The following is an 18,340-nucleotide window of genomic DNA, read 5'->3' on the forward strand; positions in this document are numbered from 1 at the left end:
GATGTCCGCCCCCGGAAGAGCGCTGCCGGAGGCGGAGCGGGCACCGGGCCGCGACGGCCCGCCTCCCCGCGTCCGCCCGCAGCCGCCCGGAGGCTCAGTGGGAGGCCGGCAGGGCCGGAAGCGCCGGGAGGTCCGCGGGGAAGAGCAGGGTGAGGTCGTCCGTACTCGGTTCCGCGAGCTGCGCCACCCGGCCCGCGTGCCGCTCGACCATCGACTCGAAGGTCTGGCGCGCGGTACGGCCGTTGCCGAACGCGGCGCCCTTCGGGAGCTCCGTGAAGTACGTCAGCAGCGCCCCGGACGTGCCCTCGCCGAGCCGGTACTCGTGCTCCTCGGCCTGCTGCTCCACGATCCGCAGCAACTCCTGCGGCCCGTAGTCGCCGAACGTGATGGTCCGGGAGAACCGCGAGGCCACCCCCGGGTTCACGGTCAGGAAACGGTCCATCTCCGCCGTGTACCCGGCGACGATCACCACCACCGCGTCCCGGTGGTCCTCCATCAGCTTCACCAGGGTGTCGATGGCCTCGCGCCCGAAGTCGCGACCCGAGTCCTCCGGCGCCAGCGCGTACGCCTCGTCGATGAACAGCACGCCGCCGCGCGCCCGGTCGAAGGCCTCCTGCGTACGGATCGCGGTGGACCCGATGTGCTCGCCGACCAGGTCCACCCGGGACACCTCGACGAGGTGCCCGCGCTCGAGCACCCCGAGCGAGGCGAGGATCTCCCCGTACAGCCGGGCGACGGTGGTCTTGCCGGTGCCGGGGGAGCCGGTGAAGACCAGGTGCCGGCGCACCGAAGCGGCCTTGAGGCCGGCCAGCTGCCGGCGCCGGCCCACCTCGATCATGTCCGTGAGCGCCCGCACCTCGCGCTTGACGCTGTCCAGGCCGACCAGCCCGTCGAGCTGTCCCAGCACCTCGCCGGAACCCCGGGCGGCCGCCCGGGCGCTCTCCGCGCCGTCCGGCAGGTCCGCGGGCCGCGGCGGGGGCACCTCCGCGGCCGACGGCGCCTGCCCCGCGGCCGCGACACCGCCGGCCGCGCCCGTACGGATCCCCGTCCGCGCCCCGGCCGCGCCGCCGCCCGGGACCGACTGGGCCGCCAGGCGCGGGCCGGGCTCGTCGCTGGTGCAGTCCTCGGCCTCCGGACCGTCCTCGGCGAACTCGTAGCCCCCGCGCGCGCAGCGCTCGGTGTGGCAGCCCTTCAGGGTCGTGCGGCAGCCGTCGATGACGTGGAAGCCGAAACCGGAGCTGCCCGTCACCCGGCAGGCCGTGAAGGTGCCGCGGCCGCCCGCCGACACGTAGAACCCCGCCTCGGCGGGGGAGGAGACCGTGCACCGCTCCAGGGACGGATCGGCCCCCTTGGTCACGATCACGCCCGTCTGCACGGCGTCGATGGTGCAGTTGGCGAGGGTGCCGCCACTGCCGTGGTCACGGAACCAGGCCCCGGTCGCCGCCTCCCGGATCCGGCAGTCGTCGAGCTGCGCGGTGGCGCCGTCGCTCACCGAGACGGCCGTGTTGCGCACCTGCGACAGGTCGCTGTCGACGACGTCCACGCGCGAGCCCCGGTCCAGCACGAACAGCGCGTCCGGCACGTCGTGCACCCGGCAGGCATCGAGGGAGACCGATGCCCCGTCGCTGATCCACACCGCCGGGTAGTCGCCCGTGCTGTCGTGGATCTCGCAGGACTCGGCGTCGACGCGCGTCCCTGGGTCCCACACCGACAGGCCGTTGCGGCCGAACCGCCGCACCGTGGTGCGGCTGAGGGTCAGGACCGACCGGGAGCGCAGGTCCACCGCGTTCTCCGGGATGTCGTGGATGTCGCAGCCGGCGAGGGTGAGCACCGCGTCCGTGTCGAGGGTGACCCCGTCGGTCGAGGTGCGGTGCACCGCGCAGTCCGTGAGCCTGGCCGTGGCGCGGGCGGCGATCTGCACGCCGGTGCCCTTGATCTCGTACACCTCGCAGCCGAGCGCCTCCAGGCCCGAGCCCTCGCCGGTGACCGCGATCCCCGCGCCGGTGGCGTGGTGGATCCGGCAGCGCTCCAGCCGGGGGCGGCCGCCGCCGCGGACCGAGACGCCGTTCTGCCCGGCGGCCACGACCTCGCACTCCTCGAAGACCCCGCCGCCGCCGTCCAGGACGGCGATGCCGACGCCGGTCGGGTTCTCCACCGTGCAGCGGCGCACCAGGGGACGGGCCCCGCCGCCGCGGACCTCGATGCCGGCCGCCGAGCGGGTGCTCACGCGCAGGTCGGTCAGCTCGGGGGCGCCGTCCTCGACGAGCAGCGCCGGAGCCGCGCGGTCCTGGCCCTCCAGGTGCAGGTCCTGGATGACGGCGGAGGCGCGCACGGTCAGCGCGACCCCGTCGGGAGGCGCGATCCGCACCGAGCCCAGACCCCCTTCGGGGCCGCGCAGGGTGACCGCGTGGAGCACCACCAGGTTCTCCCGGTAGGTGCCGGGGGCGATGGACAGCACGTCCCCGTCGCCCGCGACGGCCAGCGCGGCGGTCAGTGTCGGATACTCACCGGATCGGCGCCGCCAGCGCGAAGCCCCGCCGCCGTGCGTCACCTGGACCGTGCCCTGAGCCATGGTGCTGTCGTGCCCCCGCCCTCGTACTCGCGCTGTCGACGCGGCCGTAGCCGCTGAAACCGTCGAAAGCCACCGCGGTCACTGAGACCGCGGTCATTGAAACCGTCGAACCTGTCGTACCCGTCGAACATTCCCCGCTCGCCCGTTCCCTGCTCGCCCGTTCCCTGCTCGCCGGGGCCGGTCGGGGCGCTGGGAGCGGCCCACCGGGGTGGAGCGGCCGAGGCGCCCGGTCCGGCCGCTCCACCGTAGCGCGCGCGGGGCCGGTGAGGTGACAGGTCAACTTCCCGCGCCCGCCCGCCCCCAGTCCGGCCAGGCCGCCGCCCACGCCCGGTCCAGACGTATGTACCGCCGATGCGTGAGCCTTCGTACGATCATCCGCCGGACGGTCTCCACCAGCGCGGCCGCGCCGACGGCGGCGGCCAGGCCCGCGGTACCCGCGTGGAACGCGGCGGCGGAGGGGTCGAGCGGCTGTCCCACCGCCCGGCCGCGCTCGTCGGTCCACATCCGGAACCGGTCGCCCTCGTGCGGCGGTTCCTCCGCGGCCGGCACCGTGCCCTCGTGACTGCTGCCGTCGGGCCCCGTCCACGCGGCCACGATCAGCGTCCGCCGCGGGACCGTCCGCTGCGCCGACGGGTCGGCCGAGGCGTCTCCGGCCGGTTCCGGGGCCGGCCTGACCACCACCGCCGGTACGAGGTGACGCGCTTGCTGCTGCTCGGTCGCGGCCCGCTGGAGGACGCCGTCCACCCGCACGCCGACGGCCCAGCCGACGGCCGGCGCCACCAGCAGGAAACACATCGCCGCGCCGAAGGCCACCCACGCCTCCACGAGGTCGGTCGGCCGGCGCAGCGGATTGCGCCGCCAACGCCACACACCCATCGCTGTCCGCACGGTCCGGCTCCCCCTGCTTGCGCCTGCCTGCGCGTCCAAGCCTCCCGCATGCTCCCGGGACGCGCATTCCGGGACGCGCGAGACATGTGTCACCCGATCCGGTGTCGGAGTCCCCACGAGTGCCCACCTGTCCTGACTGATCCAACGGCACGGCGTGGCGGGTTGGTTCCAGCACGGGCCCAGAGCCCCCCGAAGGTGTCATTTTGGCGGTGGGCCTCCCGGGTGCCGCGGCCGTGCCGCGCCGGATCACTCCAGGACGCGCACCTCGTCGCCGACCCGCACCGTGCCCGGCCGCACCGGGACCAGGTGCCGGCCGAAGGCCAGGGACCTGCCGATCCGCCGGTACCTGGCCAGCGTCTTCAGCGGTTCCTTGCCGCGCTCCGCCGTCGCCTGGTCGGTGGTCGTGACGACGCACCGCCCGCACTCGCGGACCCCGCGGAACTCGGCGTCGCCGATCGCGATGCGCCGCCAGCCGTCCTCCGCCCACGCCCCGGCTCCGGACACCACCACGTTCGGGCGGAACCGGTTCATCGGCAGCGGTCCCTCCGCGGGATGGTCCCCCCGCGCGATCAGCGAGTTGAGCGCGTCGAGCGAGGCGACGGTGGCGATCAGCACCGGATAGGCGTCGGCCAGGCTCACCGTCTCGCCCGGCAGCGCGTAGTCCGGGTCCACGGGCCGGCGCACGGCCGGATCGTCCAGGTGCACCAAGCGCGCCGGCACGCCGAGGTACGCGCTGAACCAGGCCGCGGCGTCCCCCGCGGCGACCACGGTCTCGACCTTCTTCCCGAACACCAGGACCGGCTCCAGCGGACCCGGCCCGGGCACCTCCACGACCAGGTCCGGCAGGCCCGGGGCCGACACCCCGATGCGGCCGCCGTCCAGCGGACGGGCCGAGGCCAGGGCCAGCCGCGGCTGCTGGCGCTGCGTGATGACCGCGCCCCCGGTGTCGACCAGCGCCCAGCGCCGGTCCCCGGACAGGCCCCAGGGCTCCACGGCCACCGCGTCGGGAGCGGTCCCCGCTACCGACTTGACGGGGTGGACGTGGAGCGACTGGACGCGCGTGTTCGCCATGGGGGCATCCTGCCAGCCCCGGCCTCCCGCGCCCCAGCGGGTTTCGGCGGTCCCGTCAGTAGCCCCGTCCCTGGTACGGGCGGCCGTACGGGTCCTCGTACGTGGCCGCGGGCGCCGGAGCCTGCATCGGGCGCGGTGCGGCCGGGCGCATGGCCTCGTAGCCGCTGGACGCGGCGACCGGGCGGGGCTGCTGCGGCTGCGGCTGGGGCACGTACCCGCCGCGGGCCGCCATCGGCTGCTGCTGCGGGATGTACGGGGCGGGCGCCTGCTGGAGGGGCATCGGCTGCGGTGCGGCCTGCTGCTGGTACGGGTAGCCGTACGCCGGGGCGTTCTGCTGCGGCGCGGGCGGCAGCGCGGGCAGGGCCGACGCGAGGGCCGGCAGGTACCCGCCGGTGGAGTACCCGCCGTTCGCGTACCCGCCGGTGGAGTACCCGCCGCTCGAGTACCCGGAGCTGGGGGACTCGTAGGCCGCCGGGACGCGGATCGGGGCGATCTGCGGAGTGCCGCGTTCGGCGACGAGGGAGTCGTAGATGGGGGTGTCCGGGAAGGAAGGCGCGGAGTAGTAACCGCCGCCATAAGTGGAGCGGGGGGAGGTCATGGGACCTAAGTTAAGCCCACGACTTCACGTGGTCCATAGCGAGGTGTGACGAACACCGCCCTGCCCTGCATATTCGCAGGTCAGGGCCACGGCTGTCACTTGGCGTTCGCGTGCACGATTCACCACTTCCGTCCCTTCTTGCGGCAACTCGTACCTGCTGGTTGTGTGCTGCACCCATTTCGCGCTGACGCAGCGTCACAATGCGGTGACCTCGGACGATGTTGGTCCGGCTGGCAGTCCGCCGTTTCAGGCGTCACTGGGGCGGGCATAGGTACGGCCCTTCCAGGCGGCCCCGCGGCCCCGGTAGTGCTGTACGGCCGAATCGACGGTCATCAGCAGGTACAGCAGCGCCGTGAACGGAAGCAGGGGCGCGAGCAGGACCGGCTGGCGGTAGTGGCGCAGCATCGGCAGGTACGTGCCGGCCATCAGCAGCCAGGCCAGCCCGCCGGCCCAGGCGACGGCGGGGCGCCCGGCCGCGAGACCCCCGAGGAGGGCGGCCGGCGGCACGAGGTACACGAGCACCAGCCCGGCGACCGTCCCGGCCAGCAGGAGGGGCTGGTGGCGCAGTTGGGCGTACGCGCTGCGCGAGACCATCCGCCACAGGTCCGCGAGCGCGGGGTACGGGCGCACGCTGTCCACCCGCTCCGCCAGCCCCAGCCAGATACGGCCGCCGGAGCTCTGGACGGCGCGCGCGAGGGAGACGTCGTCGATCACGGCCTGCCGGATGGAGTCGGGCACCCCGGCCCGGACGGCGGCTTCGGTACGCAGGAGCACGCAGCCGCCGGCCGCGGCCGCGGTGCGGGCACCGGGGCGGTTGACCCACCGGAAGGGGTACAGCTGGGCGAAGAAGTACACGAACGCCGGCACGACGAGCCGTTCCCACGGGCTCACGACCCGCAGCCGGGCCATCTGGGAGACGAGGTCGAGGCCGGCGGAGGTCGCGGCGGCGACGAGTTCGCGGAGGCTGTCGGGCTCGTGCGCGATGTCCGCGTCGGTGAGGAGCAGGTAGTCGGGGGCGGGAGCGGTACCGGCGATGGCCATGCCGTGGCGCAGCGCCCAGAGCTTCCCGGTCCACCCGGGGGCCGGGTCGCCGGGGGAGGCCACCGTGAGGGGCAGTCCGGGCTGTTCGGCGGCCAGACGGCGGGCGAGGTCGGCGGTGCCGTCCGTACTGCCGTCGTCGACCAGGATGACCTCGGCCTCGCCGGGATAGTCCTGCGCGAGGAGCGAGGGCAGGCTGCGCGGCAGCACCCCCGCCTCGTCCCGGGCCGGGACCACGATCGCGACGGACGGCCAGCGGGCGGGCGCGGTGCGCGGGGGGAGGCGGACGTCGGTACGCCAGAACATGCCCTGGGCGAGGGTGAGCCAGACCCAGACGGCGAGGGAGGCGTAGGCCGCGCAGGCGGCGGTGAGGAGGCCCATCCCGGCAGTGTGCCGCTCCCCGGCGGCCGTGTCCCGCACCCGGCCGACACCCCCGCCCGGCGAGTCCCCGGGCCGGGCGCCGCCCGCCGGCTCCCGGCCCCGCCCGGCCGGGGCGGACCGGCCGGGGCCCCGGCGGTGTGGCGTCGCCGGCGCGGGCGGAGGCCGGTCCTGCGGGGGGTTCGACTAAGGTGACGGAGTGAAGATCGCGCTCATGGACTCCGGAATCGGCCTCCTCGCGGCGGCCGCGGCGGTACGGCGGCTGCGGCCGGACGCGGATCTCGTGCTGTCCTCCGACCCCGACGGGATGCCCTGGGGCCCGCGGACCCCCGAGGACCTCACCGGGCGGGCCCTCGACGTGGCGCGGGCCGCCGCCGCACACCGGCCCGCCGCGCTCATCGTCGCCTGCAACACCGCCTCCGTACACGCCCTCCCCGCCCTGCGGGCCGCGCTGGAACCGGCGATCCCGGTCATCGGGACCGTCCCCGCGATCAAGCCCGCCGCGGCCGCCGGCCGGGGACGCGTGGCGATCTGGGCCACCCCCGCCACCACCGGCAGCCCGTACCAGCGCGAGCTGATCCGCGCGTTCGCCGCCGGGGCTCGGGTCACCGAGGTGCCCTGTCCCGGCCTCGCCGACGCCGTGGAGGCGGCCGACGGCGCCGCCGTGACCGCCGCCGTCGCCGCGGCGGCCGCGCTCACCCCCGCCGACGTCACCGACGTGGTGCTCGGCTGCACCCACTACGAGCTGGTCGAGACCGACATCCGGGCCGCCCTCGCCGTCCGTACCGCGGGCGCCGACCTCGTCTTCCACGGATCCGCCGAGCCGGTGGCCGTCCAGGCGCTGCGCCGCATCGGCGCCGGTCCCGAGCCCGCGCTGCCCGCGACCGGAGGCCTGACCGTGCTGCGCAGCGGGCGCCCCGGATCGCTGCCCGCCGCCGCCCTCGGGTACGCGGAGGGGCGGCTCCTCGCGGGCCGGGGAGCACGCGGCGCCGCCGCCGTCCGCTGACGTCCTTCCGCTCGGGGGCCGTTGCCCCGCGGGGGCCGGGCGGGCCCGCTCCTGACGTGAGCGGCGGGTGCGGCCCGGGGAGCGGCGTTTCACTGCCCGTCGGGGTCGGCGCCCGTGGCTAGGCTCAGGGCGTGGGACAGCCCGAGCAGCGCGCCGAAGGCGCAGGACCGTTCACTACCCGTCGCCTCTGGCACCGCCCCGAAGGGGGAACGGTGGTGTGGGAGTCCCGGCCCGCGCGCAGGCGGGGGGTGCTTTCGGTCCGCGGCCCAGGGGACACGGTCGCCGGGTCCGCGCGCGCCGATGACGAGGCCCTCGGCCGCCTCCGGAGACTGAACGCCGTCGCATCGGCCGCGTTCGTCGTCGGAGGGGGGCTCTTCGCACTCGGCGCCGCCGTGGCCCAGTTCGGGTCGGGCGAAGCGGTCGTGAGCGCCTCGGTCTACTTCGCCGGCGGCCTCTTCTTCAACCTGGGGGGCTACACCTCGCTCCTGCAGGTCTTGAACGCGCCTCGCCATTCCCCGGGCGGCGCCCGGCTGGTGACGGCCGGCTGGAGGTGGTGGGCGTACGAGCCGATGCGTCTGGACTGGCTGAGCGCGTTCGTCCTGTTCGCCGGGACGCTCGTGTTCGGCGTCAACCTGCTGGACTCCTTCCTCCAGGGGCTCACTACCCAGCAGCTCAACCGGCTCGTCTGGACCCCCGACGTGGTCGGATGCGTCCTGTTCCTGGTGTCGGGGCACCTCGCCTTCGCCGAGGTCTGCCACCGGCCCAGGCCCTGCTTGCGCTCGCGGAGCCTGGGCTGGTGGGTCGTCGCCGTCAACCAGCTGGGATCGGTGCTCTTCATGGTGTCGGCACTGGCCGCGTTCACGCGGCCGGCCACCGGGAGCCTGATCAACTCCGGCATCGCCAACTGGGGCACGCTGTGCGGAGCCCTGTGCTTCTCGGCCGGCGGCGTGCTCCAGGCCTTCGAACGGCCGTAGGGTTCCTACCCGTCTCCCGCGCCGGCCGCCGCCAGCCGCCGGGCCAGCTCGCGGAGGCCCTCCGCGCGCAGGACGCGGTCCCCGAAGCCCGGCAGGGGGACGTGCAGCGTGACCGGTGGTGCGTGACGGTGCGCGGTGTGAGGTCGCGGAGGGACGGCGCGGGGCTGCGAAGGACCGGCTGGGCGAGAGGCAGTGGCGCACATGCGGAACGTGAGTACGCTGCTACACATGACGGGTCACCCTCCGGGTCCGCTCTGGACGGGCCGGGCCTCCAACCGCGTGCAGTGGCTGCTCGCCGCGACCGGCGCGGCCTGCCTGGCCCTCGGCATCGAACTGGCCGTGGACAACTCCTGGACGGCGGGCATCGTCCCGCTGCTCATGTCCGTGATCGGCTGCCTGGCCGTCGGGCTGCTCATCCTCTACGGCACCCTCGCCTTCGTCCACGTCGCCGTCACCGTCGACTCCGAGTCCCTGGAAGTGCGCTGCGGCCACATCGGACTGCCGCGGCGCAGGATCCCGCTCGCCGAGGTGGCCTCCGCCGAGTTCCTCCCCCGCATCACCCCGCAGCAGTGGGGCGGCTGGGGCTACCGGTGGCGCCCCGAGAAGGGCACCGCGGTCATCGTCCGCCGCGGCGAGGGCCTGGAACTGCGGCTCGGCGACGGAAAGCTGTTCACGGTCACCGTCGACGACGCCGAGAACGCGGTCCGGGTCATCCGTACCCACCTCCGCGCCCTCGCCCCCTGATCCGCCCTCGCCCCCTGATCCGCCCTCGCCCCCTGATCCGCCCTCGCCCCCTGATCCGCCCGGCCCAGCCCTGACCCGCCCGGCTCCGGTCGGCCCGTCCGTCCCGGCCCTGACCCGCCCGGCTCCGGTCGGCCCGTCCGTCCCGCCCCGGCCCGTCCGCCCCGGCCCGTCCGTCCCGGCCCCGGCCCTGCCCGCTCCTGACCCCGGATGGCATCCGCCCCGCACGGCCGACCGGCTCCGCTGCGGCGCCCGGGCGCGGGCCTTTACCGGAGGCCGGCTCCCGGGGACGTACACTCCGCCAGATGAGCACCAGTGTCACCCGCGCGGCCGGAAGCGAGCCCGCGCGGCCCGTCGGCCGGACCGCAGCGGCTACCGGAACCGCAGCCGCCGCAGTCCCCGGCAAGGGGAGCCGGAAGGAGTTCTGGGCGCGTGCCGGGCTCGCCGCCCTCGCCGGGGTGCTGCTCTACCTGAGCTTCCCGCCCCGCCCCCTGTGGTGGCTGGCCCCCTTCGCCCTCGCCCTGCTGGCCGGCTGCTTCCACGGCCGCCGCGCGCGGGCCGGCTTCGCCCTCGGGTTCCCCGCCGGGCTCGGCTACCTGCTGCCGCTCCTCAGCTGGACCGGCGAGGAGGTCGGCCCCGTCCCGTGGCTGGCCCTCACGGCCCTCGAAGCCGCCTTCATCGGCCTCACCGGCCTCGGGATCGCCCTCGTCAGCCGCCTCCCCGCCTGGCCGTTCTTTGCCGCCGCCGTCTGGGTGGCCGGCGAGGCCCTGCGCGCCCGCGCCCCCTTCGGCGGCTTCCCCTGGGGCAAGCTCGCCTTCGGGCAGGCCGACGGCGTCTTCACCCCGCTCGCCGCGCTCGGCGGCACCCCGCTGCTCTCCTTCGCCGTCGCCCTGTGCGGATTCGGCCTGTACGAGGTCCTGCGCGTCGCCCGCAGCCACCCCCGCCGGGCCACCGCCGCGCTGGCCGCGCTCGCCGTCGCCGTACCGGTCGGCGCGAGCCTCGCCGCCCGGCCGCTCGTCTCCGACGCGGCCGAGGACGGGACCGTCGTCGCCGCGCTCATCCAGGGCAACGTGCCGCGCCTCGGCCTCGACTTCAACTCCCAGCGCCGCCAGGTCCTCGACAACCACGCGGCACGCACCGTGCAGCTCGCCGAGGACGTCAAAGCCGGCCGCGTGCCCAAGCCCGACTTCGTCGTCTGGCCGGAGAACTCCTCCGACCTCGACCCCTACGCCGAGCCCGACGCCCGCGCCGCCATCGACCGGGCGGTCAAGGCGATCGGCGTGCCCGTGGCCATCGGCGCCGTCGTGGCCCCGGAGACCGGCCCGCTGCGCAACACGATGATCCTGTGGGACCCGGTCAAGGGGCCCACCGAGACCTACGACAAGCGCAAGATCCAGCCCTTCGGCGAGCGCATCCCGATGCGCTCCTTCGTCCGGTTCTTCAGCTCCGACGTGGACCGGGTGCGCCGCGACTTCGGCCCCGGCAAGGACCCCGGCGTCTTCGACATGGCGGGCAGCGGGGTCGGGATGGTGACCTGCTTCGAGGCCGCCTTCGACGACGCCGTCCGTTCCACCGTCCGGGCCGGTGCCCAGGTCATCACCGTTCCCAGCAACAACGCCACGTTCGGCCGGAGCCAGATGACCTACCAGCAGCTGGCCATGGACCGGGTCCGCGCCGTCGAGCACAGCCGGACCGTGCTCGTCCCCGTCACCAGCGGCGTCAGCGCGGTGATCCGCCCCGACGGCAGCGTCGTCGCGCAGACGAAGATGTTCACCGCGGACGCGCTCGTCGCCGAGATCCCGCTGCGCTCCACCCGCACCCCGGCCACCGTCGTCGGGCCGCTGCCGGAATACGCGCTGCTCGTCCTCGCCGCGGCCGGCCTCGGCTGGACCGCGGCACGCCGGATCCGCGCCCGCCGCCCCGCCTGACGCGGGGGGCGGCGGCCCGCGATCGTAGGGTCGGGGGATGACCACACCCGATTTCATCCGCGCGATCCGCGCCACCGCCGGTCACCAGCTGCTCCTGCTGCCAGGGGTGACGGCGATCGTCCTCGACGACCGGGGCCGGGTACTGCTCGGCCGGCGCAGCGACAACGGGCGCTGGTCGGTGGTCGGCGGGATCTCCGAGCCGGGGGAGCAGCCGGCCGAGACCGCCGTGCGCGAGGTGTTCGAGGAGACGGCCGTGACGTGCGTGCCGGAGCGGGTGGTCCTCGTGCAGATGCTCGCGCCGGTCACCTACCCCAACGGCGACGTCTGCCAGTTCCAGGACATCACCTTCCGCTGCCGCGCGACCGGCGGGGACGCCCGCGCCAACGACAGCGAGTCGCTGGAGGTCGCGTGGTTCGAGGTGGACGCGCTGCCGCCGCTGGAACGGTTCTCCCTCGACCGCATCCACCAGGCGCTGCTGGACGAGCCCACCTGGTTCGAGCCGTTCGTCCCCGCGCCGCAGGGGCGGTCCGCCGACGCCTGAGCCCGGCGGGGCGGGCCGATCTGCGCGGTACCCGACGGCTGCGGCCGTACGCAGAGCCCGGTGCGCGTACGGCCGGAGCCGCGCCCGGTGCGGCGGGCTGTCCGGGGGGCGGTCCGGCGGGCGCGTCAGCCCGTGGCCGCCGCCGCGCGGTACAGGGCCGTCGCCCGGTCGCCCAGTACCGCGCTGTAGGAGATCTCCGGAACCGTGCCACCGCCCTCGTACCCGCCCAGCACCCCGGCCAGCGCACCGTTGACCAGCCAGGGGCTGCCGCTGGTGCCGCCGCTGAGGTCCGGGCAGCCGATCCGGCGCTGCGTCGGCGAGATCAGGTCGGTGGTGTTGGCGCAGCGCAGCGGTGCCTCCAGCGCGCGGGGGTAGCCGACGACCTCCACCGCGGCCTCCCCGGGCTGGCCGTCCGCCACCGGGAAGCCGCCCACCAGGTCCTCCACCTGCCCGGACCGGCCGGTGTCCACCGGCGCCACCGTCGCGAAGGCGATGTCGTCGTCGGGGTCCCGGTCGTTCGTCCAGCCCGCGGCGACGTGGACGCCGGTGATCCGCCACAGGCCGTACGGTGCGCTGCCGTCCCGGTAGCCAGGCGCGAAGAACGTGGTGTCCGGGTCGCCCAGGCAGTGCGCGGCGGTCGCGATCACGTCGCCGTCGTCGCTGCGCACCACCGAGGCGGTGCAGAAGTGGCCTCCGTCGAGTCCGTCCGTGAACAGGGCGCCCACCCGGTTCGCCGTGGCGTCGGGCACGGCCCGCGCCGTGACGCCGAGCGGCCGGTCGGGCGCCGCGTCCGGCAGGGCCACGCCGAGCAGCGCGGTCAGCGCGGTCAGCACGAGCGCGATCCGGGACGCCTGCCGGGCACGGGCGCGGGCTCGTCCGGCGGCACGGGGATGGGAACGCATGCGCGGGATCATGTTCCGACCCTGCCCGGCGAACCTTTGTCCGGAGCCCGCAGTTCCGTATGAATCTGCTGTGAATCCCGTGAGCCGGATGTGAAACCGGGCCATAGCAGGCCAGAGCGGCGGAGCGGGGCGGCGGAGCCGTCGGAAGCGACGAACGCACCGGGCGTTCCCGGGTTCCGTTTCGGCGGAAAGCACCAGTCTATGGACGACACGGACGGTTTGCGGACCGGCTGTTGTGCACCGCGGAGCGTGATCGGCGGGCCCACCCGCCCCTAGCCTCACCGCAGGAGCACGAACGAGGGGCGGTACCCGGTGAACTGGCTCATCCACGACTACCGCGAGAGCGATCTCGCCGCAGTGGTCCACCTGATCGACACCACGGCCGAACTGGGCCAGGAGTCCGTGTTCTCGCTCGCCGAGTGCATCAGCGCCCTCACCGACCGGCAGCCCTGCGTGGTTGCCGTCCACCAGGGCGTACCGATCGGCGCGGCCCTCGCCGGCGTCACCGGCGAGCGGGCCTGGGTGATGCGCATCGCGATCGCCGCGGGCTGGCGCGGCCGGGGCCTGGCCAGCGCCCTGCTCGTCGAGCTGGAACGGCGGCTCATCGCCGCCCGCGTCGGCAGGATCGCGTACGTCCTGCCCGAGGAGGACCTGCTCGGCGAGGGCCTGCTCAACGCCGGCTACACCCGGCAGCCCGCCGTCGCCTACTTCGAGAAGACCGAGCCGCTGCACGGCCCCGCCGCCGGCCTCCTCGACGACCTCGGCGGCCGCTTCCTCCCCAACGACCTGTGGACCGGGGTCGCCGGGATGGAGAAGGAGAAGGACCTCATCGAGCGGCGCGTGGTCCTGCCGCTGGCCGAGCCGGAGCGGGCCGCCTCGCACGGGGTGCGGGCGCCGCGCGCCATCGCCCTCTTCGGGCCGCCCGGCACCGGCAAGACCACCTTCGCCCGGGCCATCGCCTCCCGGCTCGGCTGGCCGTTCGTCGAACTGCTGCCGTCCCGCCTCGCCGACGAGGGCAATCTGGCGGCGGCGCTGCGCGACGCCTTCGCGCGGATCGCCGAATTGGAACGGGTGCTCGTCTTCATCGACGAGGTCGAGGAGATCGCGCCCCGGCGCACCGAGCCCGCGCAGCCCGGCGGCATCCACGGGGTGACGAACGAGCTGCTGAAGCTGATACCGCGCTTCCGCGAGGGCGACGAGCGGCTGCTGGTCTGCGCCACCAATTCCATCCGCTCGCTGGACCCGGCCTTCCTGCGGCCCGGGCGCTTCGACTACCTGATCCCGATCGGGACCCCCGACGCCGGGGCCCGCGCCGCGATCTGGTCCCGCTACACGGCGGGGCGCGCCGACGTCGACGTGGCGGCCCTGGTGGCGGCCACCGAGCTGTTCACCCCGGCCGACATCGAGCACGCGGCGCGGATCGCGGCGCAGGTGTCCTTCGAACGGGACCTGGAGGCGGTGGGCGCGCGCGGCGCGGCCGCCACGCAGCTCGGTGCGACCACCCGGGACTACCAGGAGGCGGTCCGGCAGTGCCGGCCCACGGTGACCCCGGCGATGACGGGGGAGTTCGAGGCGGACATCACGGCGCACGCCCGGTTCTGACCGCGCGCCCCGCGCCCCGGTTCCGACCCCGCGCCCCGGCGCCCGCGCCCGGGCAACGGCTCCGTCCCCCGGTTGCGGCGGGGGACGGCAAGTGGCCCGCAGCCACTCCCCAAAGCGGCTGCGGGCCTCCCGCGCGGACTTGGCATCCGTGCGGGACGGCCAGGCTCCGGTTGGGGTGTATCGCCGGCTGGAGCGTGACACGCGACGGTGCCGAAGGGCGCCCTGCGCGCCCTCGTCAACACCTTCGAGTCAACCAGCGGGCCGGGGGGCGGCGCTTCGGCCGGACGGCCCAGGCCACCTCGGCCGGACGGCCCAGGCCACCTCGGCCGGAAGGACGAACTCAAGGAGCGGCAGAGCGCCCTCGTCGTGCGCGACGACGAGGAGGACGGAGCTCCGCCCCGCTCCCGGGTGGACCTCCACGGCGGCCCGGCCGTGATCCGGCCGCGATCCGGCCGGGCGCACCCGCCTCCCGTACGGCTACGGCCCGCAGCGGTACGTGAACTCCACCGCGGCCGTGCGCGGCCCGGGCGACAGCAGCTCCAGCTCCGCCTTCGCGGGGTGGCTGCCCGCCCCCCGGAACGTCCACAGCAGGTGCAGCCGCGCCTCCCGCTGCCCGCGCGGCACCCGCTCGGTCAGCTGCTCGGAGCGCGTGCCGTCGCTGCGGATCCAGCGGTAGGTCAGCGTGCCCGGGCGCCCGTTGGTTCGTACGAGGGCCACCACGTCGGCCGCGGTGTCACACGACGGGCCGTCGGCGGCGGTGGTCACGGCCACGTCGCGGACCTCGAGGGCGGGACCGTACCGCTGCCAGCCGAGGTACGCGAGCACGGCGATCAGCACCAGCCCCGCCAGCGCGTACCGGCGCAGCCCGGCGGCCCGGCGCCCGCGGGGCGCGGCGGTCCCTGCCGCGGTGACGGGGAACGGCGCGGGCACGGCCGCCGTCACCCCGGGCCCGAACCGGAGCACGGAGCCCTCGACCCGGTCGGGGGCGACCTCGGCCGGCTCCGGCGGGCCGGAGAACCAGTGGCTGCCGAGCACGGTGGCGCTGTACTCGTCGTCCTCGGGGGCGCGGGGATCGCTCATCGGGCGGGCCCCTGACAGCGCGGCAGGTACTGGGAGTCCGACGCGGAGCCGTTCGCGGCGGCGGGCTTGGTCGTGACCCGGACCCCGCCGTAGCAGCCGCGTCCACTGGTGAAGGTGTGGGACCGGACCACCGGGGCGATCGAACCGGACTGGACCACGACCGTGTCCGTGCCGTCGGGCACGGAGAACTCGCCGGCCGCGTCGCCGAGGTACCACTGCAGGACGACGGTGACCGGGCCGGTGCCCTGGGTGGCGAGCGAGACGGTGGCCTCGCCCCGGTAGACGCCGGGCCTCAGTGACACGTCGAGCTTCGTGACCTGCAGCGTCGGGGCCGGTGTCGGTGTGGGGGTCGGCGTGGGAGTGGGGGTGGGGGTGGCCGTCGGGGTGGGCGTGGCACCGGGGGCCGGGCCCGTGCCGCTCACCGCGGGGGTCGGCGGAGCCGTCGTGGTGGCGCCGGGCGTCGGGGACGCGGACGGGGAGGGGGACGGCGACGGCGAGGGGCTCGCCGACGCCGGGGGGCTCGGGGACGTGGACGGGCCCGCGGTCCCGGTCGGTGAGCCCGGTCCCGGCGGGGCGGCGCTGGTCGTGGCGAACGCGCTCAGCGCCGAGGCCCCGCCGGGGGTGCCGCCGATCGCGTCCGTCGTGAACAGCAGCACCGTGCCCAGGACCAGCGCCAGGCCCGCCGCGAGCAGACCGCCGCGGCCGGGGGCCCAGCCGGAGGCGCCGCCCAGCGTGGTCGAGGCCACCGCCGTGGTGCCCTGGGCGGCGGCGGTGGCCGAGGGGAACAGGAGCGGCAGCAGCGCGGCCAGCGCCGCCAGCTTGCGCTGCCCGCGCTCCTCCCACTGCGGCCCGTACGCGGCGAGGGCCACGCCCTCCAGCTCCGCCACGAACGCCTCGGCGTTCTCCGGCCGCTGCTCCGGCTGCTTGGCCAGGCCCCGCCGGATCAGCGGGCGTACGGGCTCGGGGGCCTCGGTCTCCGGGACCGGGGCCTCGATGTGCTGGACCGCGAGCTCCGCGAAGTTCTCCCCGTCGTAGGGCTTGCGCCCGGTCAGGCACTCGAAGAAGGTCGCCGTCGCCGCGTACACGTCGGCGGCGGGCGAGGCCGGGCGGCCCTGCCACTGCTCCGGGGCCATGTAGGCGGGCGTCCCGGCCACGCCGGGCGTGGTGCCGCGGCCCGCCGCGATCCCGAAGTCCACCAGCTTCGACGAGCCGTCCGCCGCGACCAGTACGTTCTCCGGCTTGTAGTCCCGGTGGACGACCCCCGCCCGGTGCGCCTCCGCCAGGCCGAGGAGGGAGCCCTTCAGCACCACCAGCGCGGCCTCGGCGTCGGCCCGTCCGGACCGCTTCAGCAGCGCGCGCAGCGAGATGCCGTCGACCAGCTCCATCACGATGGCCGCGCCGCCGGGCGCCTCCACGTACTCGTACAGTCCCACCACGTACGGGGTCCGCAGGCCGCCGAGGAGCCGCGCCTCGGCCCGGAACTCCCCGACGAAGGCGGGGTCCTCGCGCAGCCGGCCGCTGAGGTACTTCACCGCGACGGCGGTGCCCGTGCCGTCGTGGACGGCGAGCACCACCCGTCCGCTGCCCCCCGAGCCGAGTTCCCGGACCTCGGTGTAACCGGGGACCGTCCACGTGCCGTTCATCGATCCCGCCCCTCCGCGCCGTGACGGCGTCCTGTCCCCGGGCCGTTCGGTCGCCGGCCGGCCACCCCCTGGGACACGCATTGCGCCACGGCCGGTTCCCGTCCGTGCGGGGCGTCTCAGGCGGCGGCCCGCACCGCGCCGATCATCGTGTGCAGCCGGTCGGCCGCGGCCCGGCCGAAAGCCGGGTCGTTGATGTGGGTGTCGTAGTCGTACAGCCGGGCGGCGCTGCCCCGCAATCCGTCGCGCAGTGCCGAGAACAGGGCCCCGTCCGCGCGGGGGTCGTGGTAGGGGCCGCCGGGGGCGCCGAGGGTGGAGAGTCCGCGGAGCGGGACGCAGACGGCCGCGGGGCCGGTCGCCGCGCGGAGTTTGGCCGCGACCCGGCGGCCGAGCTCGGCGCATTCGTCCTCGGTCGTACGGATCACCGTGATCGACGGGTTGTGGACGCGGACGCGCCGGTAGCGGGCCCGTTCCGGCAGGCTCCCCAGCGGGCCGAACTTGACCATGTCCAGCGCCCCCAGGCTCACCACCTGCGGAACCCCGGCCCGGCCGGCCGCGCTGAGCCGGTCCGGGCCGGCGGTGAGGATGCCCCCGCACAGGTCGTCGGCGAGCTCGCTGAGGGTGAGGTCGAGGACCCCGGCGAAGACGCCCTGGCCGGCCAGGGTCTCCAGGGTGCGGCCGCCGGCGCCGCTGACGTGGAAGACCAGCACCTCGTAGCCCAGTTCCGTCAGCCGTTCGCGGGCCGCGTCCACGCCGATGGTGGTCACCCCCGCCATGCTCGTCGCGATCAGGGGCCGGGTGCCCGTCCCCAGCGCGGCGGGGAGGTCCGGGTCCAGGGCCGCGCGCGCGTGTGCCCTGGCCATCCCGGCGACCGCCTCGACCGCGTTGGCGAGGACCGGGGCGGAGACGCTGTTGATCCCCGCGATGTCCACCACGCTGTACATCATCGTGATGTCCGAGGATCCGACGTACGGACCCACGTCCCCGGACGCCATCGAGGAGACCATCACCTTGGGCACGCCCAGCGGCAGGGCCCGCATCGCCCGGGTGGCGATCGAGGTGCCGCCGCTGCCGCCGATCGCGAGCACCCCGTGCAGCCGGCCCTCGGCGTGCAGGCGCAGCAGGGTCGCCTCGGCGCCCCGGGCCATCGTGGTCACGGCCGCGCCCCGGTCGGCGGCCGTGCGCAGCTCCGACAGTTCCGTTCCCGCCGCTCTGGCCACCGCGTCACGCGGCACGTCCGCGGGCACCCGGGGCTCGCCCATGATGCCCGTGTCGACCAGTACCACCTCGACGCCGGCCCGCGTCAGCCTCTCGCGCAGCCAGCCGTACTCCACACCCTTGGTGTCCAGGGTTCCCACCAGCACGACGTTCGTCATATGTG

15 protein-coding genes and 1 pseudogene are annotated in these 18,340 nt (G+C 75.5%); 7 read left to right on the forward strand and 9 right to left on the reverse strand.

Annotation, left to right across the window (positions count from 1 at the left end; translation table 11 throughout):
* Window positions 1-94: 94 nt before the first annotated feature.
* The 5 genes from OTB16_RS07565 to OTB16_RS07585 all read right to left on the reverse strand — a co-directional run bounded on the left by OTB16_RS07565 (window position 95) and on the right by OTB16_RS07585 (window position 6,548).
* A complete protein-coding gene (locus OTB16_RS07565; protein WP_267719141.1) occupies window positions 95-2,572 on the reverse strand; it encodes a right-handed parallel beta-helix repeat-containing protein in 2,478 nt (825 codons plus the stop codon).
* 276 nt (window positions 2,573-2,848) lie between these two features.
* Window positions 2,849-3,460 carry an Rv1733c family protein gene (locus OTB16_RS07570; RefSeq protein WP_267719142.1) on the reverse strand — a complete coding sequence of 204 codons (612 nt, stop codon included), beginning with the start codon at window positions 3,458-3,460 and terminating at the stop codon, window positions 2,849-2,851.
* 246 nt (window positions 3,461-3,706) lie between these two features.
* Window positions 3,707-4,531 carry an MOSC domain-containing protein gene (locus OTB16_RS07575; RefSeq protein ID WP_267719144.1) on the reverse strand — a complete coding sequence of 275 codons (825 nt, stop codon included), beginning with the start codon at window positions 4,529-4,531 and terminating at the stop codon, window positions 3,707-3,709.
* A gap of 55 nt (window positions 4,532-4,586) precedes the next feature.
* Window positions 4,587-5,129 (reverse strand): DUF6643 family protein, encoded by a 543-nt coding sequence (locus tag OTB16_RS07580; protein WP_267719145.1) that lies wholly within the window; start codon window positions 5,127-5,129, stop codon window positions 4,587-4,589.
* Window positions 5,130-5,375: 246 nt separating this feature from the next.
* Window positions 5,376-6,548: a glycosyltransferase gene (locus OTB16_RS07585; protein ID WP_267719146.1), complete on the reverse strand. Its 1,173-nt coding sequence runs from the start codon at window positions 6,546-6,548 to the stop codon at window positions 5,376-5,378.
* Between the two features lie 196 nt (window positions 6,549-6,744).
* On the opposite strand from OTB16_RS07585, the gene OTB16_RS07590 reads away from it, so the two are divergent.
* From OTB16_RS07590 to OTB16_RS07610, 5 genes are all read left to right on the forward strand, one after another.
* On the forward strand, window positions 6,745-7,551 hold the full coding sequence (locus OTB16_RS07590; RefSeq protein ID WP_267719147.1) for a glutamate racemase: 807 nt from the start codon (window positions 6,745-6,747) through the stop codon (window positions 7,549-7,551).
* A 131-nt stretch (window positions 7,552-7,682) separates the two neighbouring features.
* The gene (locus tag OTB16_RS07595; protein WP_267719148.1) at window positions 7,683-8,525 is read left to right on the forward strand and encodes a hypothetical protein; all 843 of its coding nucleotides are present in this window, start codon (window positions 7,683-7,685) and stop codon (window positions 8,523-8,525) included.
* Window positions 8,526-8,753: 228 nt separating this feature from the next.
* Window positions 8,754-9,269 carry a hypothetical protein gene (locus OTB16_RS07600; RefSeq protein ID WP_420717639.1) on the forward strand — a complete coding sequence of 172 codons (516 nt, stop codon included), beginning with the start codon at window positions 8,754-8,756 and terminating at the stop codon, window positions 9,267-9,269.
* A gap of 302 nt (window positions 9,270-9,571) precedes the next feature.
* Window positions 9,572-11,194 carry an apolipoprotein N-acyltransferase gene (lnt, locus tag OTB16_RS07605; RefSeq protein WP_267719150.1) on the forward strand — a complete coding sequence of 541 codons (1,623 nt, stop codon included), beginning with the start codon at window positions 9,572-9,574 and terminating at the stop codon, window positions 11,192-11,194.
* Window positions 11,195-11,231: 37 nt separating this feature from the next.
* Window positions 11,232-11,735 carry an NUDIX hydrolase gene (locus OTB16_RS07610; RefSeq protein ID WP_267719151.1) on the forward strand — a complete coding sequence of 168 codons (504 nt, stop codon included), beginning with the start codon at window positions 11,232-11,234 and terminating at the stop codon, window positions 11,733-11,735.
* Between the two features lie 125 nt (window positions 11,736-11,860).
* On the opposite strand, the gene OTB16_RS07615 is transcribed toward OTB16_RS07610, so the two are convergent.
* A complete protein-coding gene (locus OTB16_RS07615; protein WP_267719152.1) occupies window positions 11,861-12,637 on the reverse strand; it encodes a trypsin-like serine peptidase in 777 nt (258 codons plus the stop codon).
* Window positions 12,638-12,949: 312 nt separating this feature from the next.
* Here OTB16_RS07615 and OTB16_RS07620 point away from each other — a divergent pair, with 312 nt between their 5' ends.
* Together OTB16_RS07620 and OTB16_RS07625 are read left to right on the forward strand one after the other, a co-directional pair.
* On the forward strand, window positions 12,950-14,239 hold the full coding sequence (locus OTB16_RS07620) for an ATP-binding protein (RefSeq protein ID WP_267719153.1): 1,290 nt from the start codon (window positions 12,950-12,952) through the stop codon (window positions 14,237-14,239).
* 324 nt (window positions 14,240-14,563) lie between these two features.
* Window positions 14,564-14,692: pseudogene (locus tag OTB16_RS07625) on the forward strand (DUF6191 domain-containing protein); the annotation flags it as partial.
* Between the two features lie 24 nt (window positions 14,693-14,716).
* Here OTB16_RS07625 and OTB16_RS07630 read toward each other — a convergent pair.
* From OTB16_RS07630 to OTB16_RS07640, 3 genes are all read right to left on the reverse strand, one after another.
* Entirely contained in the window at window positions 14,717-15,319 is a 603-nt protein-coding gene (locus OTB16_RS07630; protein WP_267719154.1) for a hypothetical protein, read from the reverse strand.
* Window positions 15,316-16,962, reverse strand: coding sequence for a serine/threonine-protein kinase (locus OTB16_RS07635; protein ID WP_267719155.1), 1,647 nt, complete (start codon window positions 16,960-16,962; stop codon window positions 15,316-15,318). Before OTB16_RS07635 ends, OTB16_RS07630 begins: the two co-directional genes overlap by 4 nt.
* A gap of 116 nt (window positions 16,963-17,078) precedes the next feature.
* A complete protein-coding gene (locus tag OTB16_RS07640; RefSeq protein WP_267719157.1) occupies window positions 17,079-18,335 on the reverse strand; it encodes a Tm-1-like ATP-binding domain-containing protein in 1,257 nt (418 codons plus the stop codon).
* Window positions 18,336-18,340 lie beyond the last annotated feature (5 nt).

Source organism: Streptomyces antarcticus (assembly GCF_026627255.1).
In the GTDB taxonomy this organism is placed as follows: Bacteria; Actinomycetota; Actinomycetes; order Streptomycetales; family Streptomycetaceae; genus Streptomyces; species Streptomyces antarcticus.